The sequence below is a fragment of the Bradyrhizobium sp. LB13.1 genome (assembly GCF_054056815.1).
Map to the genome: position 1 here is coordinate 3,577,711 of NZ_JBSRYQ010000001.1, position 24,400 is coordinate 3,602,110.

The following is a 24,400-nucleotide window of genomic DNA, read 5'->3' on the forward strand; positions in this document are numbered from 1 at the left end:
CGCTGGCTTGCACATGGAAACGACGAGCGCTGCCATCGACAAGATCCGCTGCGATGCCTGCCCCGTGATGTGCTACATCAAGCCGGGTGCGGCGGGCGCCTGCGACCGCTACGCCAATCATGACGGCAAGCTCGTCCGCGTCGATCCGCATGTGATCCTGGAGCGCACCGTCTCGCATGGCGGCAAGCTGGTGCCGTTCAGCCGCACCGAGGACTGGGACGGCAGGATTGTCCACGAGCCCTCGACCTTCGTCACCGCGATCGGCGCGGGCACGACCTATCCTGATTACAAGCCGGCGCCGTTCATCGTCTCCGCCGAAGTCGAGGGCGTCGACATGGTGACCGTGGTCACCGAGGGCATCTTCTCCTATTGCGGCATCAAGGTGAAGATCGACACCGACCGCTATCTCGGGCCAGAGACCGCGACCGTCCGTGCACAAGGGGAGGCAATCGGCCATGTCACCACCAGCGAATACGGCTCGCAGATGCTGTCGCTCGGCGGCGTGCATCACCTGACCGGCGGCTCCAAAAAGGAAGGCCGCGTCACCTGCGACACGCTGATGGACCTCGCCAATTGCAAGGCGGTCGAACTCACCATCGACGGCGGCGCGAGCGTGGTAGTGCAGGCCGGCCAGCCGCCGATCGTCAACGGCATGAAAGAAGAGCGCATGCGCGTCGGCTGCGGCTCCGCGACGATCGGCATGTTCGCAAAGCAGTGGCTCGGCAAGGTCGACGAGGTCGTCGTGGTCGATGACCACATCACCGGCGTGCTCAGCGAGCACCAGGCCGGCAAGCTGCTCGATATCGCCGACACCGGCATCAAGATGAAGGGGCGTCGCTCGACGCCCGGCCGCTATTTCCAGGTCGCCGATCCCGGCACGGGTTGGGGCGGCACCAATATCTCCGACCCGCTCGCGATCCTCGGGCCGTTCGATGCCAAGGAAGCCAAGGCCGGTCTCTCGATGCTGATGGTCTCCACGACCGGCGAGCATTCGTCTTATTACGTGCTCGACGAGGCCCTGAAGCCGGTCGAGACCGAGATGCCTGATGACCTCAAGTTTTCGGTCGAGCGCATCCAGGAGAATTGCGAGCCGGCGTTATGCACGGTGCTGTTTATGGCGGGCGCCGGCGGCTCGCTGCGGGCGGGCGTCACCGATAATCCGGTGCGGCTGACGCGTTCGGTGAAGGACGCGCTGACGCGCGTCACCAGTGGCGGCGCGCCTGTTTATGTCTGGCCCGGAGGCGGCATCACCTACATGGTCGACGTGGCGCAGATGCCGGCGGGGGCATTCGGCTACGTGCCCACACCCGCGCTGGTCGCGCCGATCGAATTCACGATGAAGCTGTCCGATTATGCCGCGCTCGGCGGGCACATGGATTATGTCAAGCCGCTCTCCGAAGTGCAGGGCGGCGACGATGTCCGCCAATTGCCCTGGCAGAACCCGATTCCGGGGCCTCGCGTATGACAAGGCTCCCGCAAATCGCGTTGCTGTCTGATGGCCGGCGGCTGCATTTGCAGGATGGACCGATTGATCTGATCGTCGAGGCAAGGGGAGAGCCGGGCGAAGTGCGTGCAGCCTATGAGGCGGCGGCGCGCCGGTTCACCGGGTTGCTCGACGAGCTCTGCGCGGAACTGCCTGAGCTGCGGGCGGCCGCTGAGCCGAAACGGACATCACTGAAGGGCGTTGTGGCGCGCCGCATGCACGCCGCGGTCGCGCCTTATGCCGTTGATGACTTCATTACGCCAATGGCGGCGGTAGCCGGCAGCGTGGCGGAGGAGGTTCTCGGCGCGATGCTCGGCGCGGCGTCGCTTGATCAAGCTTACGTCAATAATGGCGGCGATATTGCTCTCCATCTCGACAAAGGCGAGCATTTCTCGGTCGGCCTGATGGATCGCCCCGATCGCGACGGCGTGATGCGGGCCATGAGGGTCGAGGCGAATGACCTCGTGCGCGGCATCGCCACCAGCGGTCGCCACGGTCGCAGTTTTTCGCTCGGCATCGCCGATGCGGTGACTGTGTTGGCGGGAACGGCGTCGCAGGCCGATGCGGCGGCGACGTTCATCGCCAACGCGGTTGACCTGCCGGGGCATCCCGCCATCATCCGAAAGCCTGCTAGCGAGCTTCAGCCCGATAGCGATCTCGGCGCGCGTCTCGTCACCCGCGATGTCGGTGAACTGTCGCGGGCTGAAATCGCAACGGCGCTCGAATTTGGCGCAGAATGTGCACGGAAATTGTTCGATCGTGGACTGATCGAGGGTGCCGTATTGCAGCTCTGTGGTGATATGCTTGTCATCGGAACGAAAGATATTGAACGGCAACGATCGCGCCCGCTTGAGCTGGAGAACGCGGTTCATGCCTGAGCAGGGAAGCGACTTGAGGAAACAATCATGAGCGCGATCATCCGCAAGATCGTCACCGTCGTCGAAGAAACGCAGATGGAGATGGGCCGCCAGGTCTCGCCGCCGACGCGGCGTGCGGCGGCGATCGCCGTGATCGAAAATCCCTTTGCCGGAAAGTACGTCGAAGATCTTTCACCGCTGATTGCGATCGGCGAGGAGCTTGGCGAACTGCTGTCGAAGCGTGCGGTGGCAGCGCTCGGCATCGACGGTTCCAAGGCGCAGAGCTACGGCAAGGCCGCGGCCGTCGGCGAGAACGGCGAGCTGGAGCATGCAGCCGCGATCCTTCACCCGAAGATGGGCGCGCCGGTGCGCAAGGTGCTGAGCAAGGGCGCTGCGCTGATCCCGTCGTCGAAGAAGCGCAGCGGTCCCGGCACGACGCTGGACATTCCGCTGGGCCACAAGGATGCAGCCTTCGTGCGCAGTCATTTTGACGGCATGGAAGTTCAGATCAACGACGCGCCGCGCGCCAACGAGATCATGGTCGCGGTCGCCGTCACCGACAGCGGCCGTCCGCTGCCGCGCGTCGGCGGGCTGACGGTTGCGGAGATCAAGGGCGAAGACGGTTTGAAATAGAACATGATCCGGAGAAGCGGGCACAGGTTCTCCGACAAGATCATGCCGACGACGTAGAGAGTTCAAAACTGGAGGTTGGGATGCGAGCAGGAAACACTTTTGTCGGCGCGGCCTTCGCGCTTCTGGCGGGCGGCATGGCTCATTCGGCCCTGGCGCAAGATATCAAGATCGGCGAGATCAACAGTTATTCGTTGCTGCCGGCGTTCACCGAGCCTTATCGCAAGGGTTGGCAGCTCGCGGTCGAAGAGATCAACGCGGCCGGCGGTATCAACGGCAAGAAGCTGGTCGTCATCTCCAAGGATGACGGCGGCAAGCCGGCGGATGCGCAGACCGCGGCCAACGAGTTGGTGTCGAGCGAGGGCGTGGCGATGCTGACAGGTACGTTCCTGTCGAACATCGGTCTCGCAGTCAGCGACTTCGCCAACCAGAAGAAGGTGTTTTTCCTGGCGGCCGAGCCGCTGACGGACGCCGTCACCTGGTCGAAGGGCAACAAATACACTTTCCGACTGCGCCCTTCCAATTACATGCAGGCGGCAATGCTCGTCGAAGCAGCCAGCAAGCTGCCGGCCAAGCGCTGGGCGACGATCGCGCCGAACTATGAATACGGCCAGTCCGCCGTCGCGGTGTTCAAGAAGCTGATGTCGGAGAAGCGGCCTGACATCCAGTGGGTCGACGAGCAGTGGCCGCCGCAGGGCAAGATCGACGCGGGTCCGGTGGTGCAAGCCGTTGCCGCGGCCAATCCCGAGGCGATCCTCAACGTCACCTTCGGCGCCGATCTCGTGAAGCTCGTGCGCGAAGGTAACACCCGCGGCCTGTTCAAGGGACGCGAGGTCGTCTCGTTCCTCACCGGCGAGCCCGAGTATCTCGATCCGCTCAAGGAGGAGACGCCCGAGGGCTGGATCGTCACGGGCTATCCCTGGTACTCGATCAAGACGCCCGAGCACGACGCGTTCCTTAAGGCCTATCAGGCCAAGTACAACGACTATCCGCGCCTCGGCTCGATTGTCGGTTACCAGACCATCAAGTCGGCAGCGGCGATCCTGGCGAAGGCCGGCTCGACCGATCCGGAGAAGCTGATTGCTGCCGCGGAAGGGCTGTCGATGCCGTCGCCGTTTGGCGAGATCACCTTCCGCAAGATCGATCACCAGTCCACGCTGGGTGCCTATGTCGGCAAGACCGCGCTGAAGGACGGCAAGGGCGTGATGGTGGACTCGTCTTACAAGAAGGGCGGAGACTATCTGCCGAGCGACGCCGAAGTCGGGAAGCTGCGTCCGAAGGATTGATGCAAAGAGAGACCGGGCCTCGTGGTTCGAGACGCGCGGCGCTGCCGCGCTCCTCACCATGAGGATCCCGGACCTCATCCTGAGGAGGCGCGTAGCGCCGTCTCGAAGGATGAAGCCCGATATCGCGACTTACGCTTAACCCGGACCGCCGATGGCCTTTTATGTCGTACAGTTTCTAACCGGTCTCGCCAGCGCAGCGTCGCTGTTCCTGGTGGCGTCGGGCCTGTCGATCATCTTTGGCGTGACGCGGATCGTGAATTTCGCGCACGGCGCCTTCTACATGATCGGCGCCTATATCGCATTCACGCTCACCGAGCGCCTGTCGGGGACGTTCGGCTTCTGGGGCGGGATTGTCATGGCAGCGCTTGTCGTGGCGGTGATCGGTGTCATTGTCGAGATGGTGCTGCTCCGGCGCATCTATCACGCACCCGAACTGTTCCAGCTGCTCGCGACCTTCGGCCTGACCTTGATGGTCGAGGACCTCGTCGTGCTGATCTGGGGTCCCGATGATCTCGTCGGCCGCCGCGCGCCCGGCTTCAGGGGGGCGATTGATTTCTTCGGCCAGCACATCCCGAGCTATGATTTGTTCCTGATCGTGCTCAGCCCGGTGGTGCTCGGCGTTCTCTGGCTTTTGTTCCAGCGCACACGCTGGGGCGTGCTGGTACGCGCGGCGACGCAGGACCGCGACATGGTCGCAGCGCTCGGCGTCAATCAGAAATGGCTGTTCACGAGCGTGTTTGCAGTCGGCGTTTTCCTCGCTGCGGTGGGTGGTGCGCTCCAGATCCCGCGCGATGCCGTGCATCACGCGATGGATTTGCGCATCATCGTCGAGGTCTTCGTCGTGGTCGTGATCGGCGGTCTCGGCAGCATCATCGGCGCCTTCGTCGCGGCGGTGCTGGTGTCGGAACTCAACGCCTTCGGCATCCTGATCTTTCCAAAAATCTCCATCATTCTGGTCTTCCTGGTGATGGCGGCGGTGCTGATCGTGCGGCCTTGGGGCCTGTTTGGCAAACCGGAGGCCCCCGCGCGCAAGACGCCGGGTCTCACCGTCAATCCCTGGCGGCCGCTGACGTCGAATGAGCGGCTGGCCGCGCTCGCAGCGCTCATCGTGGCGGCAACGCTGCCGTTGTTCGCTGGCAACTACGCGCTCACCGTCGGCTCCGAGATCGCGATCTTCGTGATCTTCGCCGTCAGCCTGCATTTCCTGATGTCGGTCGGCGGGCTCGCGTCCTTTGGCCACGCCGCCTATTTCGGCCTCGGAGCCTACGGCGTCGCCTTCCTCGCCAAGATGGCGGGGCTGCCGATGATCGTGTGCTTGTTGCTCGGGCCACTGCTGGGCTGCATGGGCGCCGCCGTGTTCGGCTTCTTCGCGGTGCAGCTGTCCGGCGTCTATTTCGCGATGCTCACGCTCGCCTTCGCACAGATCGTGTGGTCGATCGCATTCCAGTGGGTGAGCGTAACAGGCGGCGACAACGGCATTCTGGGCGTCTGGCCGGAAAAATGGGCGGCCAGCCCATCGAACTTCTATTGGTTGTCGCTCGGCGTTGCAGCGCTCGTGACGATCGCGCTACGGGCCATGGTGTTCTCGCCGTTCGGCTACGCCCTCAGAGCGACACGCGATTCGGCGCTGCGCAGCGAGGCCGTCGGCATCAACGTCAAGCGGATGCAGTGGACGGCGTTCGTGATCGCGGGCGCAACTGCCGGAATCGGCGGCGCGTTGTTCGCCTACCTGAAGGGCAGTGTCTTCCCGGACAATCTCGGCATCTCGCTCTCGGTCGATGCGCTGGTCATGGTGCTGCTGGGCGGCGTCGAGACGGTGTCGGGGGGCGTGATCGGCGCCATCGTCTACAAGGCTTTGAACATCTGGCTGATCAGCCAGACCGACCTGTCAAAACTCGTGCTCGGCGGCTTCATCGTTCTGATCGTCGTCGTCTTCCCCAAGGGCATCGTCGGCATGCTGGAGATGCTGGCGCAGCGCCGCGGGAAGACATCGCCACCGGGATCACCCTTGCTGGCCAAGCCGATCGAGTCCGCCGAATGAGTGTCGCCCCCCCACTTCTCGCGGTCGAAGGTCTCACCAAATCCTATGGCGGCGTCCACGCCGTGCGCGGCGTCTCGTTCTCGCTGCGCGCCGGCGAAATTTTGGCGCTGATCGGACCGAACGGCGCCGGCAAGAGCACCTGTTTCGACATGCTCAACGGCCAGAACAGGCCTGATACTGGTCACGTACGCCTGCTTGGCGAGGACACCACCGGCAGGAAGCCGCGCGAGATCTGGCGGATGGGCGTCGGCCGTACCTTCCAGATCACCGCGACCTTCGCGACCATGACGGTGCGCGAGAACGTGCAGGTCGCACTGATCTCGCACGGAAAGCAATTGTTCAATCTCTGGGGATCGGCCCCGGGCTACGATCGCGGCGAAGCCGGCCGCCTGCTCGAGCTGGTCGGCATGGGCGGTTACGCGGATCGTCCCTGTGGCGAGCTGGCCTATGGCGATCTCAAGCGGCTCGAGCTGGCGGTCGCCCTGGCCAACCAGCCGAAGCTGCTGCTGATGGACGAGCCGACCGCCGGCATGGCGCCGCGCGAGCGCGTCGATCTGATGCGGCTGACCGCGCAGATCGCGCGGGAGAAAGCAATCGGCGTGCTCTTCACCGAACACGACATGGACGTGGTGTTCGAGCACGCCGACCGCATCATCGTGCTCAATCGCGGCACGCTGATCGCCGAGGGCTCACCGGCCGAGGTCCGCGGCAATCCGCAGGTGCAGGCGGTCTATCTCGGCGAGGGTCTGCTTTACGATGCCGGGCATCGCGAGGGAGCATCGGCATGAAGCTCACGGTGCAGGACCTCAACAGTCATTACGGCCCGGCCCATATCCTGTTCGACATCGGCTTCGAGGTCGGCGAGGGCGAGGTGGTGGCGCTGCTCGGGCGCAACGGGGCCGGCAAGTCGACGACGTTCCGCTCGGTCGTCGGCCTCGTCGCGCAACGTAGCGGACGCATCATGTTCGAAGGCAGAGATGTCTCTGCACGTCCTACGCATGAGATCGTGCGGGATGGGCTTGGCTACGTTCCCGAGGAGCGGCGCATCTTCACTGATTTGACGGTGGAAGAGAATCTCGAAGTCGGCCGCCAGCCCAAGCGTCCGAACGCGCCGCACTGGACCCGCGACAAGTTGTTTTCGCTGTTCCCAAATCTGGGCGAGATGAAAAATCGCCCGGGCGGCCGCATGAGCGGCGGCGAGCAGCAGATGCTCACCATCGCACGCACGCTGATGGGCAATCCGTCGCTGGTGCTGCTCGACGAGCCCTCGGAGGGCCTGTCGCCGAAGATCGTGGAGCAGATGGTCGAGGCCATCCTGACCATGAAGAAGGAGGGCGTCAGCATCGTCGTCTCCGAGCAGAATCTGCATTTCGCGCGGTTGATCTCCGATCGCGCCTATATCATTGAGCGCGGCCGCATCTGTTTCGGCGGCACCATGGCCAAGCTCGACGCGCGTCCGGACATCCGCGACGCGCATTTGTCGTTGTGAGGGGCAAGGGGAGCTGATGGCGAGAAGTGTCGCGGTGAAGAAGGGCGTCAAACCGGCAAAGCCCTCTTACGTGCTCGACGAGCAGGTCGGCTTCATTCTGCGCCAGGTCTGGCAGCGGCACAGCGCGATCTTCTCTCGCGAGATCGGCACCAATATCACGCCGACTCAATGGGCTGCGCTGTCGAAGCTCGTAGAGACCGGACCATGTTCGCAGAACCAGCTCGGACGGCTGACGGCCATGGACGTCGCGACCATCAAGGGCGTGATCGATCGTTTGACGGCGCGCGGATTGACCGAGACGAGCCAGGATCCTGAAGACGGGCGGCGGCTGCTGGTCAGCCTGACGCGCGCCGGGCAGCAACTTGCGGAGAAAGTAGCGCCGAGCGCGCTCGCGATCACGCGGGAGACGCTGGCGCGCCGCTCGACGCTAAGGAGCGCGAGATGCTGATGTCGCTGTTGAACAGGCTGCGGTGAATTCGGTCTCGTGGGCAAAGGCGCGCTTGCGTCGTGCCCACCACATCTGCAGATTTCAAGCGTTTAATGGTGGGTACGCTCCGCGTTGCCGCCTACGGCACTAACGCGCCATAAAGCAACCAACGGCATCGCCGTAGACATTGATATCGATCAGCGAACCATTCTTGCGTAGGAGGAGAAAGTATTCGTCGAGCTTGGAGCTGTATGCCAAGCAATAGTTGCGTCAGTCGTCGGCGACGATGACGCAGCGGTCGTTGCCGACGGTGGTCCAATAGGGATTAACCAATGCGGATCTGACGAAGCTGGTCGGCAATCCACTTAGGGCTCTTTGGATTGCCGATCTCTACGCCCGAGTAGGGGTAGACGTAATTGTTGATTTCGTCAAATACGCTTTGACGCAATTTCCCGAGGTCGATCGACATTACTTCCCGACCACCTCCGGCACTTTCCCCGCCGGCGGGGTGTTGCGGCTGCGCTGGGTGCGCACGATGCCGTCGATGATGGTCATGCCGATGCCGGGGAGGTCGCCGAGCTGGATGCTGTCCAGAATGTTCTTGCCGGCCGAGTGCTGCGCCTTGTCCATGATCACGAAGTCGGCGGAACGGCCCACTTCGATGAGGCCGCAATCGAGCTCGCGCATCCGCGCGGTGTTGCCGGTGGCGAGACAAAAGGCGAGCTCGGCCGGCAAATCGCCGAGCGAGGACAGCATCGAGACCATGCGCAGAATGCCAAGCGGCTGCACGCCGGAGCCGGCCGGCGCGTCGGTGCCGAGGATGACGCGGTGCAAATCGTTCATCTCGCGCGCAATGCGCAGCGTGAACAGCGCCGAGCGCTCGTTGCCGTTGTGCACCAGTTCGAGGCCGCGCTTGCAGCCCTCGCAGATGCAACGGATCTGGTCGTCGGGAAGGGCCGTGTGACCGCCATTGATATGGCCGACCACGTCGGTGTCGGCCTCCAGCACCACGTCCTTGTCAATCAGGCCGGAGCCGGGGATCGAGGGGCCGCCGGTGTGGATCGTGCTCTGGATGCCGTATTTGCGGGCCCAGCCGACCATTTTTCGCGCGGTAGGGCCGTCCTTGACGCCGCCCAGGCCCACTTCGCCGAGCAGCTTGACGCCGGCTGCGGCCAACTCCCTGAAGTCCTCCTCGACCATCTCGCATTCGATCACGGGCGCGCCGGCATGAACCTTCACGCCGCCTGGCCGCAGATTCCAGAATGCGCGCTGGGCGAAGATTGCCATCGCCTTCAGGCCGACGACGTCGCGCGGCCGGCCGGGCATATGCACTTCGCCGGCGGAAATCATCGTGGTGACGCCGCCATGCAAATTGCTGTCGATCCAGCCGATCTGGTTCTGGCGAGGCGTCCAGTCGCCTGCAACCGGGTGGACATGGCTGTCGATCAGTCCCGGCGCCACCGTGGTGCCGTTGGCCTCGACGATGGTGGTGGCGCCTTCGGTGTTGAGGTCTTTGAAGCGGCCGATCGCGGTGATCCTGCCGTTCTCGGCGACGATGGTGTCGCCGTCCAGGATCGGCTTTTCCAGCGCGCCGGACAGGATCAGGCCGATATTTCGGATCACGAGCTTCGAGGGTCCGGTGGCCTGGGGTGCGTCATGCGCCATGGAATGGGTCCTTATCCTTAACTGCAACGCTCCCGATCTTGGGCAGCCTTGACCGTGGGATCAAGCCGGATTATTCATTAGTATACAAATGATCGTGTACAAACGACGCATAGCTGACCGCCTCGGAACCGCACGGAAGCGCCACGGAAGGGTGAGATGAGCAATTTCAATCAGGAAAGCGTTTTGAACGTCCACCACTGGACCGACACGCTGTTCTCTTTCAAGACCACGCGCAGCCCGACCTTTCGCTTTCGCAACGGCGAGTTCACCATGATCGGGCTCAAGGTCGGCGAGAAGCCGCTGCTGCGGGCCTACAGCGTCGCCAGCGCCAATTACGAGGACACGCTGGAGTTCTTCTCGATCAAGGTGGCGGACGGCCCGCTCACCTCGCGGCTTCAGCATTTGAAGGAAGGCGACGAGATCATCGTCAGCCGCAAGGCCACCGGCACGCTCGTGATCGACAATCTGGAGGAGGGACGAAACCTCTATTTGATCGGCACCGGCACGGGGCTTGCGCCGTTCCTGAGCGTGATCAAGGATCCCGAGACCTACGAGCGATTCGAGAAAGTCGTGCTGCTGCACGGCTGCCGGCACGTGAAGGAGCTCGCCTATGGCGAGATGATCACCAAGACGCTGCCGAACGACGATCTGATCGGCGAGTACATCCGCGCTCAGCTGATTTACTACCCGACCGTGACCCGCGATCCTTTCCGCAACCGCGGCCGCATCACCGACCTCATCACGTCAGGCAAGCTGTTTGCCGATATTGGCCTGCCGGCACTGGAAGCCGCCCACGACCGCGTCATGATCTGCGGCAGCCCGGCGCTGGTGGCGGATACCCGCGTGCTCCTTGGCGAGCGGGGCCTTGTTGAGGGCAATCACGGCGAGCCGGCCCAATTTGTGGTCGAAAAGGCCTTCGCCGAGCGCTAGGCCCGGGATTGTCTCGCAATAAGACCGTAGTTCCGCCGCCGGGAGCCCGTTGCGGCGCCGATTCGGCACGCGATACACTGTGGGAACGAATCAGCGGAGTTCCCACATGGTTGCGGACAGCGACAGCAACATTGCCTGGCACCGGGTTCAATTGAAGAAGAATCGCGCCGAGCTGAAGGCGCTCGAGACCGCGCGCTTCACGATGGGCGAGATCGCAGCCTCGAAGCGGAGCGGCCAGACTCAGAAGGCGATCGGGGAACTCAAGCACAAGATCGCACAGTCTGAGCGCGCGGTCGCCGATCACGACAAGCGCACGCGCCGTCCGCTCACCACCGACCTGCAAAGCCTCAGCAACGGCAGCTGGAGCAATTGGGACGCCTACTCCAATCAGCGGCAGCGCAAGGCTGGGCCGCGCTCGCCGGGGCGAGGGTAGTCTCGTTTCTCGACGCCTGCACCGAAGCCGAAGCGGAGGTTCCGTGCCCTTGCGCCGGCTGCGTCGTGCACCATCTCGGTGAGAATCAACCGCTCCGGTGATCACATGGCACCACGCCTCGACTTCACCAGCGAGGCCTTCTTTCGCGATCCGCCCAGGGCGATCGCAACATTGCGCATTTCCGGTCCTGTGGTCGCAGCGCGATTTCCTTTCGTCGGCGATGTCTGGATCACCACGACCCACGAGGCCACTGCGCAAGCCCTGAAGGACGGCACCAATTTCACGCTGCGCAAGGAGGACGGCGATGTCGCAGGTTTGCGCTGGTGGATGCCGAACTACGTCAGAACCATCGCCAACAACATGCTGACGATGGACGAGCCGGACCACACAAGGCTGCGCAGCATCGTGGACGAGGCCTTCCGCCGCCGCGCGATCGTCGCGATGGAGCCGCGCATCCGCGCCATCGCGGACGGTCTCGCCGACGAGCTGTTCTCGGCAGGAAGTCCGGCCGATCTCGTCCAGCGCTATGCCCGCATCCTGCCGCTCGCGGTGATCTCCGAGTTGCTTGGATTGCCTTTGGCCGATCGCCCCAAATTCATCGCGTGGGCCAACGCAATGTCCTCGCTGACGGGTGTCGTCAGCTTCTTCCGTTTGCTATTCGCGGTCCGCAAGATGCGAGGCTATCTCGAACAGCAGTTGCAGATCGCGCGCGTGGACGGCGGCGAAGGCCTGATCGCAGGGCTGGTACAGGTCGAGCGCGAGGGTGGCCAGATCACGGCCGAAGAAATGGTCTCGATGGTGTTTCTGCTGCTGGCGGCAGGTTCGGAGACCACGACGCACCTCATCAGCGGATCGGTCTATGAACTCCTCAAAAATCCCACTCTGCGCGATTGGCTGGAGGAGGACTGGAGCCGCCTTCCTCTCGCCGTCGAGGAGTTCTTGCGCTTCGTCTCACCGGTACAGTTTTCGAAGCCGCGCTACGTGCGGCGAGACATCGAGCTCGAAGGCGTGCGCCTGAAGAAGGGCGATCGCATCATGGTCATGCTTGCCGCAGCCAACATGGATCCGGCGGAGCACGATCATCCCGAACGGCTCGATCTACAGCGCAAGCCGAACCGCCACATCTCGTTCGGCACCGGAATTCATTTCTGTCTCGGTCACCAACTCGCGCGGATCGAGGTAGCGTGTGCGGTTGAAGCGTTGTTGACGCGCTGGCCGCGGCTCGGCCTCGCAGTCGAGCCGCCGCAAATCCACTGGCGCCGACGACCGGGCATTCGGGCGCTCGACAGACTTCCGGTATTCGACGATGCCGTACCGGCCGCCTCGACGAACGAAGCCGCCTGACGATCCCGGCTCGCTGGGTACAACCAGCCAGTTCCAACATTCGATTTGATCTCAACTTATGTCGTCTCTCGGAACGGCGCGCAGTCGCATCTGTTGTGATCGAAAGCTCAAGAATCCAAGATGGAGGTTCGCAAATGGGTTCCAGCGCCGTTCCCACGTTCGACAAGTCGGCACAAACCACGCATCTCTGGCTCAATGAGATTGGTGAAGAGATAGGGCTCGACGACCAGCAATCATGGCACGTGACGGGTGCCGTGCTGCACGCATTACGCGACCGCCTGCCGATCGAACTCGCCGCGCATCTCGGATCGCAACTGCCGCTGTTCCGGCCATCGGAGCTGCCAAAGCGGGTACGTTCCCTGGACGAATTCCTTCAGATGATCGCTGCGGAACTGACGTTCGGCCGACCGGTCAATACCAAGGACGCGGCGCGTGCGGTTTTCAAGGTTTTGTCGCGGCATTTGAGCCCCGGCCAAGTCGATAAGGTCAGAGAGGCGTTGCCGGAGGAGGTGCGGACGATTTGGAGCGAGCCCGGTACGCAGGACTCGTCGGGTCGCGTCACAGCGGATACGTCCGGACGGTCGAAGCGTACGTCGCACTAGGCCGGAAAGAAACCTTTCTGCGCGATATCTGCGTTAGCCAGTCAAACCTCCTGAGATCAACTGAGGAGCACAGCCATGCAAGTTCACGAGATCATGACGCCATCCGTGCACATTGCCGATCCCAACATGACCATCCGGGAAGCCGCGCGCTGGATGCGTGCCGACGATGTCGGTGCATTGCCGGTGGGTGAGAACGATCGCCTCGTCGGCGTGGTCACCGATAGAGACATTGTGATGCGTGCCGTCGCCGAGGAGCGATCGCCGGGCAACACCTCGGTTCGAGAGGTGATGTCCGACGGCGTCTGCTACTGCTTCGAGGATGATGACGTAGAAGGTGCCTCGCAAGTGATGGCGACACATCAGGTCCGGCGCCTGCCGGTGCTTAACCGGCAGAAGCGCCTCGTCGGCGTTGTCGCCCTTGCCGACATCAGCAGGGCGGACGATGAGTGCGCCCAGGACGCGCTGAAGGATATCTCCGCACCTGCGGACGGGGAGTGGCAGTAGGGCGCTCGTTGTACGACGTCACCTGCGAAAGGAACCGATATGACCGGCAAGATGCCACCCGTCCCACACACGAACCAGAGCCCGAAGGGAACCGGCGATTCCAAGCGGACGTCCGCGGACCGGAAGCCGCGTGGCCAGCAACGCGCGCAGGATCCCGATCAGCAGGGACAACAGGGCAACATCAAGCAGAACACGACAAATCAAGGCTACCAGCAAGATCGTTGAGGAGGCGACAACCGCGATGTCGACATCCACCAAGACACCGAACAGCATCCGTCAGGGCGGACCCGGCGCATCGCATGAGAACGCGAAGACACCGCTTGAGGTGAAGAAGTCGCCCGCGGACGATTCACAGCGAAACCACAGCCGAATTTCGGGTGGCGGGGGCGAACACGACTCCCATCATACGCACGATACGGCCGGCAAGAGCGGAGGAAGGTAATCATGAGCAGCAAGCAGCCAAAGCTTTACACGCCCACCGGCAAGGATATTCGCGACAATCCGCTGATCGGTGGATCGAAAGGGGCCACCATGGCGGGCGCGTCGCCCGACGACATCGAGGATGCTCTCGGTGAGAATACGGTCGAAGGCGACGTCGAAAACGACGTGAATGTCGCCGGGGGTATTGACAAGGACGTCGCGCGCAGCGGTTCGCCTCGAAGAGGCCGGTGAACCACCGGGAGACTGACATGCAAGGCAAAAAGACCCACGAGCAGCAGGTGCGTATCCTCGAGCGCAAACCCGATGTGCCTGATGGCCGAGAACTGGATCAGGCCTTGGGCCGCAATGTCGAGGACACCGCCGTTCGTCGCGCGAAGCCCGAGGCGCGACACAGTGAATTTCCGGTGAGCCGCGGCGGTCTCAACCAGGAGAGCGACCACAACAAGCACAACCACGCTGGCCAGAGCGGCCACAAGCCGCCGAAACCATCGCCGGCGCAACAGAAGCACTGAACTTTCAGGGGGCGCTCACTGCAAGAGGAGAGATCGATGCCAGGTGGGCACGGCAGCAAGGCGCATTTCAGATCGGGCATGCACGGCAAGGGTGACGGCACCGGAGCCATGGCCGACATTCCCAAGGACAAGATCGGCGACAACATGGTCCTGTCCAACCGCGATAAGGCCCAGCATTCCGACATTCGCGGTATGGATGGCAAGTCAATCCAGACTGAGCAGTATCAGGATCATGCCGCCAACCGGCTCGACCAGGAGCCGGAGGTCGACGAGACCTGAGAGGGGCGTTCCTCCCCGCTAAACTTGCGGACCGGTTTTTCAACCGGTCCGTTTTTTTGTCGATGCCAGGTCGCGTTCCCAGCCGAACACGGAACGGCCGTCGAGATCGGGCGAGGCCGCACGCTCTCCGGCGATATAGGCTTCGACGGATGGCCCGCTTGCGGTGCGCTCCAGCCGCCGCGCTTGGTCGTCGAGGCGCTTGATCGCCTGCATCTCTTCCTCGCGTCCGAGCTTTGCGTTCTGGATCGCACCTTTCAGCACGCGAATGGTCTCGTCGTAGACCTTGATCGGGACAGGGTAGGGATGCCGGTCCTTGCCGCCATGGGCGAGCGAGAAGCGCGCAGGGTCGTTGAAGCGATAAGGCGCGCCGTGCACCACCTCGGCCACCATCGCCAGCGAGCGCACGGTACGCGCACCGACGCCGGGCGTCAGCAGCAGCTCCGGAAAATCGACCGGGCCGCGCTCGGCGGCGGCTGCGAGTGTGCCGTGCAGGCGGCGCGCGAACACGTCCTTCGGCCGTACGTCGTGGTGGGCTGGCATGATCAGGTGCGGCAGCATCGCCTGTGCGGGCTCGGACCCAGTCCCGGTGAGTCGCTCGAATTCGCAGACGATGCGATCCGGGCCGAGATCGCTCAGGAGTTCGAGCTGCGCAGTGCGCGAGACATCGGCGCGATGGTCAGTGAGATTAACGATCTCGCCTTGCAGCGGCCCGTCGATCGCGCTGTGCGGCGTGTCGACAAAGCTCTTCAACGCCTCGGAATGCCAGTGATAGCGGCGGGCCTGCCGCTTGTCGCCGTTCATGCCCTGCTGCACCACGGTCCATTTGGCGTCAGTGGTGACGAAGAAGCCGTGCAGATAAAGGTCGAATCCGTCCTGGACCGCGGCGCTGTCAACCTTCGCCACGAGGCGACTGGCACGCGTGAGTTTCGCGCCGTCGAAGCCGACGCGGTCGCCGAGCTGCAACAGCTCGTCCGGCGTCTTGCGCGAATGCTGGCCGCGACCGCCGCAGATATAGATGCCGAGCTCGTCCTGAAGCGGTCCGAGCCCGCGCTTCAACGCGCCGATCACCGAGGTCGTGATGCCCGAGGAGTGCCAGTCCATTCCCATCACGGCGCCGAACGACTGGAACCAGAACGGATGCGAGAGCCGCTGGAGGAATGCGTCACGGCCATAATGATGCACGATCGCCTGAGTCACGATCGCGCCCAGTGAGGCCATGCGGCTCGCAAGCCACGGCGGAACCCGTCCGTTGTGAAGAGGAAGATCAGCGCTGCCGGTAACGTCGAGTCATGATTGCCTAGAAATAGCGCAGTTCGGTGACGATTGCACCTAACCCGACTTCGCGCGCGAACACGCGCTAAGGGGATGTTGCATTGCATTGAGCTATTGGCGCGTGGCCTTCGTGGCGCCGCGCAAGCCTGCCTGTTGCTGGATCGTGTCGAGCGCGCCGGACGACTGCTCGTCCGTCACGAAGCGGTTGAGCAGAGGCAGCGCCTCCTCGCGTCCTTTGGGGATCGCGATGGCCATATGCTCGGCGCCCCAATTGCCGTCGAGGATTTTCGCGCCCGGCATCTGGTCGGACAACTCGAACAGCGTCGGCTTGTTGGTGGCGTAGAGATCGATCTCGCCGCGGCCGAACATGGCGATGGCAACCTTGACGCTTTCAGCGGCAACGATGGTCGCGTTCTTGAATTTCGCCGGCAGCGTGCGCTCGGAGGTCGAGCCTTTGGTGACGCCGATCTTCACGCCTGTCTTGTCGATATCCTCGATCGTGCCGATCGGGCGAGTTCGCCGGCACCAAGAAACCGAGCTCGATCGCCAGCACGGGCTGGCTGAAGCTGACCTCGTTGGCGCGGGCCGGCGTGGCATTGGTCACGGTGAAGTCGACCTGGCCGTCATGGATCGCGGTGACGATGTCGGCAACGCGCTGGAACCTGACATAGTCGATAGGAACGCCGAGCCGTTTTGCCAGCTTGCCGCCGAGATCGTAGGCGAGGCCGTGCGACGTGCCGGCCGCGTCTGTTACCATCGAGGTCGGGCTGCCTGGATAGATGCCGACGCGCAACGTTCCGGTTGGCGCCAGTAGTTTTGCTTCACCGTCGGCGTGCGCAGGCGCGCCGAGCAGGCTGATGATAGTAACCGCGAGCAAGGCTGAGCGGGCAAGGTGTCCGGACGAGGTCCTCATGTGATGAGCCCGCCTCACTGCGCGCGAATGTCGGCGGCCTTCAGCACCGGCTCCCATTTGGTTGCCTCGGCGTGCATGTAGGCGTCGAAATCCTTGGACGAGGAGCCGACCGGGGCAGCGCCGATCTTGCCGAGCGTCGACAGCACGTTCGCATCCTGCAGCGCCGCCTTCAGATCGGTATCGAGCTTCGCCACGATCTCCGGCGGCATTTTTGCCGGGCCAAGAACGCCCCACCAGACCGAGACATCGTAACCGGATACGCCGGACTCGGCGACAGTCGGAACATTGGGGAGCGCCTTGGAGCGTTCCGCCGAGGTCACCGCGAGCGCGCGCACCGGGCCGCCTTCGAGCTGGGCGATGGCTTCCGCAAGCGGATTGATACTGAGCGGGATGTCGCCGGCGATCACTGCGGTCAGCGCGGGCGCGCCGCCCTTGTAGGGGATCGCAACGATCTTGGTGCCGGACATGTGTTTCAACAGCTCACCGGCGAGATGCGCCGAGGTGCCGTTGCCGGACATGCCGTAGGAGAGCTTGTCCGGCTCCTTCTTCGCTGCAGCGAGGAGATCACCGAGCGTCTTGTAGGGGCTGTCCTTGGCGACGACGATCGCGAGCGGCGAGGAGGCGACCTCGGTGATCGCGGTGAAGTCCTTGAACGTGTCGTAAGGCACGCTCGGATAGATGAACTGGTTGAGCGGATGGCCACTCGCGACCAGGATCAGCGTGTAGCCGTCAGGCGCGGCCTGCGTCAGTGCCTGCGAGGCGACGATGCCGCCGGCGCCGGGGCGATTGTCGACCACAGGCTGTTGGCCCCAGGTCTTCGCCAGCGCCTGGCTCAGCGTGCGCGCGAGCACGTCGACCGCGCCGCCGGCCGCGTAAGGGACGAGGATGTGAACCGGCTTGCTCGGATAATTGTCAGCCGGCTGCGCGGCGCCGCCCGCCAGCAGCAGACCGGCACCCAGCATCAAGCCGCCGATCTTCTTGTTCAAACCCAGCATTTTCCAGCACTCCATTGCGGGCCTTCGCGCGCTGACCGTCGCTCTTTCGAGCCGTCCGGACGCCGCCCATGGTTCTTGTTGACGAGACCTGATCTTTTGTACGATAGTACAAATCACATGGTACGCAAGCCCACCAGCAAGGAAACGGCCCGGAAGCCGAACATGCGCGAGGCGATCCTCGCCGCGGCCGAGGAGCTGTTCGCCACCAACGGCTTCAATGCCGTATCGGTGCGCGATATCGCACAGGCCGCCGGCGCCAATCCCGGCAGCGTCACCTATCATTTCAAGACCAAGGACGGCCTGCTGCTGGAGATCTACCGGCGCCATTGCGGGCCGATGAATTTGCGTCGTTCCGAGCTGCTCGCAGCCGCCAGGCGCGTGCGCGATCTCCAGGATCGGCTGGAAGCGGTGGTGCGGGCCTATGTCGCGCCGGCCTTCACCTCGGGCAGCGATCTCGCCGGGGGCGGGGCGCGGTTCACGCGGCTTCGCGCGGTGATGTCTGCGGAGGGCAACGAGGTCACGCGCAAAATCATCGCGCAGACTTTCGACGACACCAGCCACGCCTTCATCGATGCGATCCACGACAGCCTGCCGCACGTTCCGCGCACCGACATCGTCTGGCGCAGTCACTTCCTGCTCGGCGCGCTCTATTACTCGCTGGTGACGCCGGATCGCGTCTCGCGCCTGTCGCGCGGCGAGGCCGACGGCAACGATGCCGCCAGCGCCATCGAGCAATTGGTGCAGGCCACGGTGGCCGCGTTCCAGGCGCCGGCGCTCGATCAGGCCGCGCCGGCACGGCGACGACCGGTCGTCAGCAGCAAGACTTGAAGACGCGGTCTCGTTCGGCGGTTTATCTGATGGCAATGATGTACACGCCGACCATTCCGCCGCCCGACCCGAACACGCGCACGCCGAAGTTCAAGCTGCCGAAGCTGTCCTGCGACGCGCATTGCCACATCTTCGGACCCGGCGCGAAATACCCTTACGCGCCGGACCGCTCCTACACGCCGCCGGATGCGCCGCTCGAGGATTTCCGCGCGCTGCATGCCAAGCTCGGCGTTGAGCGTGCCGTCATCGTCAATGCCAGTGTGCACGGCACCGACAACGCGGTGGCGCTCGATGCCATCGCGCAGAGTAACGGCGCCTATCGCGCGGTTGCCAATATCGACGACACCATCACCGAGCGCGGGCTTCACGTGCTGCACGAGGGCGGCTTCCGCGGCTGCCGCTTCAATTTCGTCCGCCATCTCGGCGGCGTTCCCGACAAAAGCGTGTTCAATCGGGTGGTCGCGATGGTCACGCCGCTCGGCTGGCACATCGACCTGCATTTCGACGCGATCGACCTGCCCGAATATGCCGACATGCTGGCGAAGCTGCCGCTCAGCTACACCATCGACCATATGGGACGGGTGAAGGCATCGGAAGGGCTCGATCAGCTGCCGTTCAAGATCCTGATCGAGCTGATGCAGCGCGACGAGAAGTGCTGGGTCAAGATCTGCGGCTCGGAGCGGGTGTCCTCCAGCGGTCCGCCGTTCACCGACGCCGTGCCGTTCGCGCGAAAGATCGTCGAGACCGCGCCCGACCGTGTCATCTGGGGCACCGATTGGCCGCATCCCAATGTCAAGGCGATGCCGAATGACGGGGATCTCGTCGATTTGATCCCGCTGTTCGCGCCGGAGCCGGAGTATCAGCAGAAGATCCTCGTCGACAATCCGGCGCGCCTGTTCGAGTTCGACCAATGACGGCGCTAGCGATCGACAAGCCGCGCGGCCGCGCCTGGTGGAAGGAGCTCTGGATCCAGGTGCTCATCGCCATGGCGGCCGGCGTTGCGCTTGGGATCGTCAATCCCGAGGCGGGCGCCAAGATGCAGCCGCTTGGGGACGCCTTCATCAAGGCGATCCGCATGCTGATCGCGCCGATCATCTTCTGCACCGTCGTCCATGGCATCGCGCATATGGCCGACATGGCCCGTGTCGGGCGCGTCGCCGTCAAGGCGATCGTCTATTTCGAGGTCATGACCACGATCGCGCTGATCATCGGCCTCGTGGCGGTCAACCTGCTCAAGCCCGGCGTCGGCATGAACATCGATCCCGCCAGCATCAATGCCAGCGCGATCGAGCCCTATGTCAAGCAGACCGCCGTGATCGGCTTCGTGCCGTTCCTGATCAACATCGTGCCGGCGACCTTCATCGGCGCCTTTGCCGAGGGCAACATCCTCCAGGTTCTGTTCATCTCGGTGCTATCAGGCTTTGCGCTGGTGCAGCTCGGCGAGCGGGCCGCGGCGCTGGTCAATCTGATCGACATCGCTGCCAGGATGGTGTTCGCCGTCGTCGGTTTCGTAATGTGGGCGGCCCCGATCGGCGCGTTCGGCGCAATTGCCTTTACGGTCGGCAAGTTCGGCGTCGGCTCGCTGGCATCGCTCGGCAAGCTGCTGGGCGGCTTTTATCTCACCTGCGTGATCTTCATCATCGTGGCGCTCGGCCCCGTTGCGCGTCTCTGCGGCTTCTCGCTCCTCAAGCTGATCCGCTACATCTGGGAAGAGTTGCTGATCTGCATCGCCACGACATCGTCCGAGACGGTGCTGCCGCGGATGCTGACCAAGCTGGAGAAGGCCGGCTGCGAGAAGAGCGTGGTCGGGCTCGTGATCCCTACCGGCTATTCCTTCAATCTCGACGGCACCTGCCTCTATCTCGCCGCCGCCTCGGTGTTCCTGGCGCAGGCGACCAACACACCGCTCGGGCTCGCCGGGCAGATCGAGCTGCTCTTGATCCTGCTCGTGACCTCCAAGGGCGCGGCGGGAATCGCGGGCGCCGCCTTTGTCGTGCTGGCGGCGACCCTGTCGGCTACCGGCAGCATTCCCGTGACGGGTGTCGCGCTGGTGCTCGGCATCCATCGCCTGATGTCGCAGGGGCTGACGCCGACCAATCTGATCGGGAACGCGGTCGCGACCATCGCGATTGCCAAATGGGAAGGCGCGCTCGATGGCGAACGCCTGAAGCGCGTGCTCGACGGCGAGGAACCCGCCGCCGCTGCTTGAACTGATGACGCTTACGAACAAAAGAGGGGAGTTTGTCCCATGAAAACAGGTCTCGTGATCACCGCCCATCCGGGCGATTTCGTCTGGCGCGCCGGTGGCGCCATCGCGCTGCATGCGAAGAAGGGCTTTCGCATGAAGATCGTCTGCATGTCCTTTGGCGAGCGCGGTGAGAGCCAGTTCGCCTGGAAGGAAAAAGGCGCGACGCTGGAGTCGGTCAAGGCGGGCCGCAAGGATGAGGCGGAGCGGGCCGCAAAGCTGCTCGGCGCAGAGATCGAGTTCTTCGATTGCGGCGACTATCCGCTGAAGCTCAACGAAGCGCATTTCGACCGCATGGTCGACATCTACCGCGAACTCAATCCCAGTTTTGTGCTGACGCACGCGCTGGAAGACCCCTATAATTTTGACCATCCGAACGCGGCGCATTTTGCGCAGGAAACCCGCGTGGTCGCGCAGGCCATGGGCCACAAGCCCGGCGCGCAGTACCAATACTCCGCGCCGCCGGTGTTCCTGTTCGAGCCGCACCAGCCGGAGCAGTGCAATTACAAACCGGACCTGCTCCTCAAGATCGACGAGGTCTGGAAGGAGAAGTACGAGGCATTCCAGATCCTCGCTGCGCAAAAACATCTCTGGGGTTATTACGAGCGCGTCGCGCTTAACCGCGGCATCCAGGGCAGCCGCAACACCGGCGTGCCGATGACCTATGGCGAGGCCTATCAGCGCCTGTTCCCGACGGTTGCAGAGGTGCTGGCATGAGGCCGGTCGTCGTTCGCAACATCAAGCGTGCCGATCCCGCCGGCATGGCCGAATACGGCGTTTCGACCGTGCACGAGGCCTATGGCCGCATCGGCCTGATGAAGCCGTACTTGCGGCCGGTCTGGCCGGGCGCTTCGATTGCCGGTCCCGCGGTCACCGTGCTGGCGCAGCCCGGCGACAATTGGATGATCCATGTCGCGGTCGAGCAGTGCAAAAAGGGCGACATCCTCGTCGTCGGCTGCACCACGGACAACACCGACGGCATGTTCGGCGAGCTGCTCGCGACGTCGCTTCAGGCACGCGGCGTGCAGGGGCTGATCATCGATGCCGGTTGCCGCGACGTCAAAGCGCTGCACGAGATGAAGTTTCCGGTGTGGTCGCGCGCGGTTTCGGCCAAGGGGACGGTGAAAGCGACGCTCGGCTCGGTCAACGTCCCCGTAGTCTGCGCCGGCGTCAACGTCGATCCTGGCGACATCATCGTGGCCGATGACGACGGCGTCGTCGCGGTGCCGAAGCGCTATGCGGCCGAGGTCGCCGAGAAGGCGAAGAAGCGCAATGCGGACGAGGGCGGCAAGCGCACGCGGCTCGGCTCGGGCGAACTCGGGCTCGATATGTACAGCATGCGCGAGGCCTTGGCGAAGGCGGGGCTCGTCTATGTCGACAATCCCGAGGACGTCTAAAGCGAAGAGAAGCGGAGTGCGCTGATGGATCGTCTCAAGCTGAAGGCCGTGCTGGGCAGTCATCTCCATGTCCGGTCGGTGAAGAGCGGCGAGCTCCGCTCCGACCGTTTCGATCTCGATTTCATCGATTACACGCCGACCAACACCGCATTCAAGCCGATGGTGCGCGAGCAGGCTTTTGACGTCTGCGAGATGGCAATCGTCACCTATCTGATGGCGAAGGCGCATTGCAAGCCGCTGGTGCTGCTGCCGGCCACCATGCTCGGCCGCTTCCAGCATTCCTACGCGCTCTATAATCCTGCGCATGGAACGCTCGGCCCGTCCGATCTCGAAGGCAAGCGCGTCGGCATCCGCTCGTTCACGACCACGACCGGCGCCTGGATCAGGGGCATCCTCGCCAACGATTGCGGCGTCAATCTCGACAACATCCGCTGGGTGACCTTCGAGGATCCGCACGTCGCCGAATATGTCGACACCACCGAGCGCGCACCGAAGGACAAGAAGATCCTGCAGATGCTGCTCGACGGTGAGCTCGACGCCGTCCTCGGCGAGGCCTCGAATGATCCCAAGCTGAAGACGCTGTTCCCCGATCCGGCCGCGGAAGCCGCCAAATGGTACGCGCGTCGCGGCGTCGTGCCAGTCAACCATCTCGTGGTCGTGACCGAGCAGCTCGCGAAATCGCACCCTGATGTGGTCGCGGGCGTCTATGATCTCCTCAAGCAGAACAAGGAACATATCGGCGCGGCGGCAACACCTGATCTCGTGCCATTCGGGTTCGAGGCGAACAGAAAGCCGCTGCAGCTGATCGTCGACTACGCGTTCCAGCAGTCGCTGATCCCGCGCCGATATGCGGTCGAGGATCTGTTCGACGAGACGACGCGAGGACTGAACTGATGGCGGGTGATCCCAAACGATGGCAGATCGGGCTGGTCGGCTATGGCGAGGTCGGCAGGATTCTGGCCGAGGATCTGCGCCAGCAGGACATCAAGGTCTCAGCCTATGACATCAAGCTCGGGGACGAGCAGGGCGCGACCCTGAAAGCGCATGCGGCGAAATTCGGTGTCGGGCTGGCCGCTTCTCACGCCGAGCTGACCGCGAAATCCGATTTCCTCATCTCTGCCGTCACGGGCGAGTCAGGCCGTGCCCGTGGCGCAAGCCTGCGCCGCCGCGATCAATCAGGGCACCTGGTTTCTCGATTTCAATTCGGCGTCTCCCGGCGCCAAGCAGCGTGCCGCGGCGTTGATCGACGGCGCGAACGGGCGGTATGTCGAGGGTGCCGTGATGACCTCGGTGCCGCCATATCGCATCAAGGTGCCGCTGCTGCTCGGCGGTCCCGGCGCCAGGGAGCTGGAGCCGCTTTTGAACGCGATCGGTTTTGCGGCCAAGGTTGCGAGCGACAAGCTCGGTGTTTCCTCGGCGGTCAAGATGTGCCGCAGCATCATGATCAAGGGCCTGGAGGCCATGGTGATCGAGAGCTTCACCACCGCGCGCGCCTATGGCGTCGAGGATGCGGTGCTGGCTTCCCTGGCGGAAACCTTTCCCACGATCAATTGGGAGAAGCAGGGTGCTTATTTCTTCCAGCGCGCGATCGAGCATGGCCGCCGCCGCGCCGAGGAAGTGCGCGAGGTCGCAGAGACCGTGCGCGAGGCGGGGCTGACGCCGTGGTCCGCGCAGGGCACCGCCGAGCGTCAGGGCTGGGTCGCCGATCTCGCCGACGAAGGGGTGTTCGGACCTAAGGGAACGAAGGAATTCGCCCGCAGCGCCGACTGGCGCACCGAAGCGGACAAAATCCTGGCGAAGATCAATCGCGAGAAATAAAGCGGTTGC

Annotated in this window: 29 protein-coding genes and 2 pseudogenes; 25 read left to right on the top strand and 6 right to left on the bottom strand. The window is 63.6% G+C overall.

Features of this window, described 5'->3' with window-relative positions:
* Window positions 1-13 precede the first annotated feature (13 nt).
* The 8 genes and pseudogenes from ACVWYI_RS16730 to ACVWYI_RS16765 all read left to right on the top strand — a co-directional run bounded on the left by ACVWYI_RS16730 (window position 14) and on the right by ACVWYI_RS16765 (window position 8,260).
* Window positions 14-1,465, top strand: coding sequence for a 6-hydroxynicotinate reductase (locus ACVWYI_RS16730; protein ID WP_456662646.1), 1,452 nt, complete (start codon window positions 14-16; stop codon window positions 1,463-1,465).
* Entirely contained in the window at window positions 1,462-2,361 is a 900-nt protein-coding gene (locus ACVWYI_RS16735) for a UPF0280 family protein (RefSeq protein ID WP_456662647.1), read from the top strand. The genes ACVWYI_RS16730 and ACVWYI_RS16735 overlap by 4 nt, the downstream gene beginning before the upstream one ends.
* 27 nt (window positions 2,362-2,388) lie before the next feature.
* Window positions 2,389-2,973, top strand: a complete 585-nt coding sequence (locus tag ACVWYI_RS16740; RefSeq protein WP_247345560.1) for an amino acid synthesis family protein — start codon at window positions 2,389-2,391, stop codon at window positions 2,971-2,973.
* An 80-nt stretch (window positions 2,974-3,053) separates the two neighbouring features.
* Complete coding sequence (locus tag ACVWYI_RS16745) at window positions 3,054-4,256, top strand: ABC transporter substrate-binding protein (RefSeq protein ID WP_247446736.1); 1,203 nt, start codon at window positions 3,054-3,056, stop codon at window positions 4,254-4,256.
* A gap of 151 nt (window positions 4,257-4,407) precedes the next feature.
* Window positions 4,408-6,297: an ABC transporter permease gene (locus ACVWYI_RS16750; RefSeq protein WP_456662648.1), complete on the top strand. Its 1,890-nt coding sequence runs from the start codon at window positions 4,408-4,410 to the stop codon at window positions 6,295-6,297.
* A complete protein-coding gene (locus ACVWYI_RS16755; RefSeq protein WP_456662649.1) occupies window positions 6,294-7,085 on the top strand; it encodes an ABC transporter ATP-binding protein in 792 nt (263 codons plus the stop codon). The genes ACVWYI_RS16750 and ACVWYI_RS16755 overlap by 4 nt, the downstream gene beginning before the upstream one ends.
* On the top strand, window positions 7,082-7,786 hold the full coding sequence (locus tag ACVWYI_RS16760) for an ABC transporter ATP-binding protein (RefSeq protein WP_456662650.1): 705 nt from the start codon (window positions 7,082-7,084) through the stop codon (window positions 7,784-7,786). Before ACVWYI_RS16755 ends, ACVWYI_RS16760 begins: the two co-directional genes overlap by 4 nt.
* A gap of 16 nt (window positions 7,787-7,802) precedes the next feature.
* Window positions 7,803-8,260 (top strand): annotated as a pseudogene (locus tag ACVWYI_RS16765) (MarR family winged helix-turn-helix transcriptional regulator).
* A 278-nt stretch (window positions 8,261-8,538) separates the two neighbouring features.
* Here ACVWYI_RS16765 and ACVWYI_RS16770 read toward each other — a convergent pair.
* Window positions 8,539-8,682: a hypothetical protein gene (locus tag ACVWYI_RS16770; RefSeq protein WP_456662651.1), complete on the bottom strand. Its 144-nt coding sequence runs from the start codon at window positions 8,680-8,682 to the stop codon at window positions 8,539-8,541.
* Entirely contained in the window at window positions 8,682-9,878 is a 1,197-nt protein-coding gene (locus ACVWYI_RS16775) for an amidohydrolase family protein (RefSeq protein ID WP_456662652.1), read from the bottom strand. The genes ACVWYI_RS16770 and ACVWYI_RS16775 overlap by 1 nt, the downstream gene beginning before the upstream one ends.
* A 156-nt stretch (window positions 9,879-10,034) precedes the next feature.
* On the opposite strand from ACVWYI_RS16775, the gene ACVWYI_RS16780 reads away from it, so the two are divergent.
* The 10 genes from ACVWYI_RS16780 (at window position 10,035) to ACVWYI_RS16825 (ending at window position 14,923) form a co-directional block, all read left to right on the top strand.
* Window positions 10,035-10,808 (top strand): ferredoxin--NADP reductase, encoded by a 774-nt coding sequence (locus ACVWYI_RS16780; protein WP_456662653.1) that lies wholly within the window; start codon window positions 10,035-10,037, stop codon window positions 10,806-10,808.
* A gap of 106 nt (window positions 10,809-10,914) precedes the next feature.
* Complete coding sequence (locus tag ACVWYI_RS16785; protein ID WP_456662654.1) at window positions 10,915-11,241, top strand: hypothetical protein; 327 nt, start codon at window positions 10,915-10,917, stop codon at window positions 11,239-11,241.
* A gap of 105 nt (window positions 11,242-11,346) precedes the next feature.
* A complete protein-coding gene (locus tag ACVWYI_RS16790) occupies window positions 11,347-12,585 on the top strand; it encodes a cytochrome P450 (protein WP_456662655.1) in 1,239 nt (412 codons plus the stop codon).
* 134 nt (window positions 12,586-12,719) lie between these two features.
* Window positions 12,720-13,187: a DUF2267 domain-containing protein gene (locus ACVWYI_RS16795; RefSeq protein ID WP_456662656.1), complete on the top strand. Its 468-nt coding sequence runs from the start codon at window positions 12,720-12,722 to the stop codon at window positions 13,185-13,187.
* Window positions 13,188-13,262: 75 nt separating this feature from the next.
* On the top strand, window positions 13,263-13,691 hold the full coding sequence (locus tag ACVWYI_RS16800) for a CBS domain-containing protein (RefSeq protein ID WP_247446746.1): 429 nt from the start codon (window positions 13,263-13,265) through the stop codon (window positions 13,689-13,691).
* A 39-nt stretch (window positions 13,692-13,730) separates the two neighbouring features.
* Window positions 13,731-13,916, top strand: a complete 186-nt coding sequence (locus tag ACVWYI_RS16805) for a hypothetical protein (protein ID WP_456662657.1) — start codon at window positions 13,731-13,733, stop codon at window positions 13,914-13,916.
* Between the two features lie 16 nt (window positions 13,917-13,932).
* On the top strand, window positions 13,933-14,133 hold the full coding sequence (locus ACVWYI_RS16810; protein ID WP_247446748.1) for a hypothetical protein: 201 nt from the start codon (window positions 13,933-13,935) through the stop codon (window positions 14,131-14,133).
* A 2-nt stretch (window positions 14,134-14,135) separates the two neighbouring features.
* A complete protein-coding gene (locus ACVWYI_RS16815; RefSeq protein WP_247446749.1) occupies window positions 14,136-14,363 on the top strand; it encodes a hypothetical protein in 228 nt (75 codons plus the stop codon).
* Window positions 14,364-14,380: 17 nt separating this feature from the next.
* Window positions 14,381-14,644 carry a hypothetical protein gene (locus ACVWYI_RS16820; protein ID WP_456662658.1) on the top strand — a complete coding sequence of 88 codons (264 nt, stop codon included), beginning with the start codon at window positions 14,381-14,383 and terminating at the stop codon, window positions 14,642-14,644.
* 36 nt (window positions 14,645-14,680) lie between these two features.
* A complete protein-coding gene (locus ACVWYI_RS16825; protein WP_247446751.1) occupies window positions 14,681-14,923 on the top strand; it encodes a hypothetical protein in 243 nt (80 codons plus the stop codon).
* A gap of 39 nt (window positions 14,924-14,962) precedes the next feature.
* Here ACVWYI_RS16825 and ACVWYI_RS16830 read toward each other — a convergent pair whose 3' ends face one another.
* The 4 genes from ACVWYI_RS16830 to ACVWYI_RS16845 all read right to left on the bottom strand — a co-directional run bounded on the left by ACVWYI_RS16830 (window position 14,963) and on the right by ACVWYI_RS16845 (window position 18,103).
* Window positions 14,963-16,141, bottom strand: coding sequence for a DUF763 domain-containing protein (locus ACVWYI_RS16830; protein WP_456662659.1), 1,179 nt, complete (start codon window positions 16,139-16,141; stop codon window positions 14,963-14,965).
* A gap of 165 nt (window positions 16,142-16,306) precedes the next feature.
* Window positions 16,307-16,669, bottom strand: coding sequence for a hypothetical protein (locus ACVWYI_RS16835; RefSeq protein WP_456662660.1), 363 nt, complete (start codon window positions 16,667-16,669; stop codon window positions 16,307-16,309).
* Window positions 16,587-17,108, bottom strand: coding sequence for a transporter substrate-binding domain-containing protein (locus ACVWYI_RS16840; protein WP_456662661.1), 522 nt, complete (start codon window positions 17,106-17,108; stop codon window positions 16,587-16,589). Before ACVWYI_RS16840 ends, ACVWYI_RS16835 begins: the two co-directional genes overlap by 83 nt.
* A 14-nt stretch (window positions 17,109-17,122) precedes the next feature.
* Entirely contained in the window at window positions 17,123-18,103 is a 981-nt protein-coding gene (locus tag ACVWYI_RS16845) for a tripartite tricarboxylate transporter substrate binding protein (RefSeq protein WP_456662662.1), read from the bottom strand.
* Window positions 18,104-18,220: 117 nt separating this feature from the next.
* Between ACVWYI_RS16845 and ACVWYI_RS16850 the strand changes: the two genes are divergently transcribed.
* The 7 genes and pseudogenes from ACVWYI_RS16850 to ACVWYI_RS16880 all read left to right on the top strand — a co-directional run bounded on the left by ACVWYI_RS16850 (window position 18,221) and on the right by ACVWYI_RS16880 (window position 24,391).
* Entirely contained in the window at window positions 18,221-18,931 is a 711-nt protein-coding gene (locus ACVWYI_RS16850; RefSeq protein ID WP_247446755.1) for a TetR/AcrR family transcriptional regulator, read from the top strand.
* Window positions 18,932-18,960: 29 nt separating this feature from the next.
* Window positions 18,961-19,845, top strand: a complete 885-nt coding sequence (locus ACVWYI_RS16855) for an amidohydrolase family protein (protein WP_456662663.1) — start codon at window positions 18,961-18,963, stop codon at window positions 19,843-19,845.
* Window positions 19,842-21,140, top strand: a complete 1,299-nt coding sequence (gene dctA / locus ACVWYI_RS16860; protein WP_456662664.1) for a C4-dicarboxylate transporter DctA — start codon at window positions 19,842-19,844, stop codon at window positions 21,138-21,140. The genes ACVWYI_RS16855 and dctA overlap by 4 nt, the downstream gene beginning before the upstream one ends.
* Window positions 21,141-21,179: 39 nt before the next feature.
* Window positions 21,180-21,893 carry a PIG-L deacetylase family protein gene (locus tag ACVWYI_RS16865; RefSeq protein ID WP_247345618.1) on the top strand — a complete coding sequence of 238 codons (714 nt, stop codon included), beginning with the start codon at window positions 21,180-21,182 and terminating at the stop codon, window positions 21,891-21,893.
* Window positions 21,890-22,573: a 4-carboxy-4-hydroxy-2-oxoadipate aldolase/oxaloacetate decarboxylase gene (locus tag ACVWYI_RS16870; protein WP_354103782.1), complete on the top strand. Its 684-nt coding sequence runs from the start codon at window positions 21,890-21,892 to the stop codon at window positions 22,571-22,573. The genes ACVWYI_RS16865 and ACVWYI_RS16870 overlap by 4 nt, the downstream gene beginning before the upstream one ends.
* Before the next feature lie 24 nt (window positions 22,574-22,597).
* Window positions 22,598-23,467 (top strand): hypothetical protein, encoded by an 870-nt coding sequence (locus ACVWYI_RS16875; protein ID WP_456662665.1) that lies wholly within the window; start codon window positions 22,598-22,600, stop codon window positions 23,465-23,467.
* Window positions 23,467-24,391: pseudogene (locus tag ACVWYI_RS16880) on the top strand (DUF1932 domain-containing protein). Before ACVWYI_RS16875 ends, ACVWYI_RS16880 begins: the two are co-directional and overlap by 1 nt.
* Window positions 24,392-24,400: the final 9 nt, after the last annotated feature.

Coding starts and splice junctions, on each gene's coding strand:
- ACVWYI_RS16840 (WP_456662661.1), bottom strand. CDS start 17,108: ATGAGGACCTCGTCCGGACACCTTGCCCGCTCAGCCTTGCTCGCGGTT.
- ACVWYI_RS16780 (WP_456662653.1), top strand. CDS start 10,035: ATGAGCAATTTCAATCAGGAAAGCGTTTTGAACGTCCACCACTGGACC.
- ACVWYI_RS16870 (WP_354103782.1), top strand. CDS start 21,890: ATGAGGCCGGTCGTCGTTCGCAACATCAAGCGTGCCGATCCCGCCGGC.
- ACVWYI_RS16735 (WP_456662647.1), top strand. CDS start 1,462: ATGACAAGGCTCCCGCAAATCGCGTTGCTGTCTGATGGCCGGCGGCTG.
- ACVWYI_RS16800 (WP_247446746.1), top strand. CDS start 13,263: ATGCAAGTTCACGAGATCATGACGCCATCCGTGCACATTGCCGATCCC.
- ACVWYI_RS16845 (WP_456662662.1), bottom strand. CDS start 18,103: ATGCTGGGTTTGAACAAGAAGATCGGCGGCTTGATGCTGGGTGCCGGT.
- ACVWYI_RS16775 (WP_456662652.1), bottom strand. CDS start 9,878: ATGGCGCATGACGCACCCCAGGCCACCGGACCCTCGAAGCTCGTGATC.
- ACVWYI_RS16785 (WP_456662654.1), top strand. CDS start 10,915: ATGGTTGCGGACAGCGACAGCAACATTGCCTGGCACCGGGTTCAATTG.
- ACVWYI_RS16740 (WP_247345560.1), top strand. CDS start 2,389: ATGAGCGCGATCATCCGCAAGATCGTCACCGTCGTCGAAGAAACGCAG.
- ACVWYI_RS16805 (WP_456662657.1), top strand. CDS start 13,731: ATGACCGGCAAGATGCCACCCGTCCCACACACGAACCAGAGCCCGAAG.
- ACVWYI_RS16790 (WP_456662655.1), top strand. CDS start 11,347: ATGGCACCACGCCTCGACTTCACCAGCGAGGCCTTCTTTCGCGATCCG.
- ACVWYI_RS16820 (WP_456662658.1), top strand. CDS start 14,381: ATGCAAGGCAAAAAGACCCACGAGCAGCAGGTGCGTATCCTCGAGCGC.
- ACVWYI_RS16755 (WP_456662649.1), top strand. CDS start 6,294: ATGAGTGTCGCCCCCCCACTTCTCGCGGTCGAAGGTCTCACCAAATCC.
- ACVWYI_RS16875 (WP_456662665.1), top strand. CDS start 22,598: ATGGATCGTCTCAAGCTGAAGGCCGTGCTGGGCAGTCATCTCCATGTC.
- ACVWYI_RS16865 (WP_247345618.1), top strand. CDS start 21,180: ATGAAAACAGGTCTCGTGATCACCGCCCATCCGGGCGATTTCGTCTGG.
- ACVWYI_RS16770 (WP_456662651.1), bottom strand. CDS start 8,682: ATGTCGATCGACCTCGGGAAATTGCGTCAAAGCGTATTTGACGAAATC.
- ACVWYI_RS16815 (WP_247446749.1), top strand. CDS start 14,136: ATGAGCAGCAAGCAGCCAAAGCTTTACACGCCCACCGGCAAGGATATT.
- ACVWYI_RS16850 (WP_247446755.1), top strand. CDS start 18,221: ATGGTACGCAAGCCCACCAGCAAGGAAACGGCCCGGAAGCCGAACATG.
- ACVWYI_RS16810 (WP_247446748.1), top strand. CDS start 13,933: ATGTCGACATCCACCAAGACACCGAACAGCATCCGTCAGGGCGGACCC.
- ACVWYI_RS16750 (WP_456662648.1), top strand. CDS start 4,408: ATGGCCTTTTATGTCGTACAGTTTCTAACCGGTCTCGCCAGCGCAGCG.
- ACVWYI_RS16830 (WP_456662659.1), bottom strand. CDS start 16,141: ATGGCCTCACTGGGCGCGATCGTGACTCAGGCGATCGTGCATCATTAT.
- dctA (WP_456662664.1), top strand. CDS start 19,842: ATGACGGCGCTAGCGATCGACAAGCCGCGCGGCCGCGCCTGGTGGAAG.
- ACVWYI_RS16760 (WP_456662650.1), top strand. CDS start 7,082: ATGAAGCTCACGGTGCAGGACCTCAACAGTCATTACGGCCCGGCCCAT.
- ACVWYI_RS16745 (WP_247446736.1), top strand. CDS start 3,054: ATGCGAGCAGGAAACACTTTTGTCGGCGCGGCCTTCGCGCTTCTGGCG.
- ACVWYI_RS16730 (WP_456662646.1), top strand. CDS start 14: ATGGAAACGACGAGCGCTGCCATCGACAAGATCCGCTGCGATGCCTGC.
- ACVWYI_RS16795 (WP_456662656.1), top strand. CDS start 12,720: ATGGGTTCCAGCGCCGTTCCCACGTTCGACAAGTCGGCACAAACCACG.
- ACVWYI_RS16855 (WP_456662663.1), top strand. CDS start 18,961: ATGGCAATGATGTACACGCCGACCATTCCGCCGCCCGACCCGAACACG.
- ACVWYI_RS16825 (WP_247446751.1), top strand. CDS start 14,681: ATGCCAGGTGGGCACGGCAGCAAGGCGCATTTCAGATCGGGCATGCAC.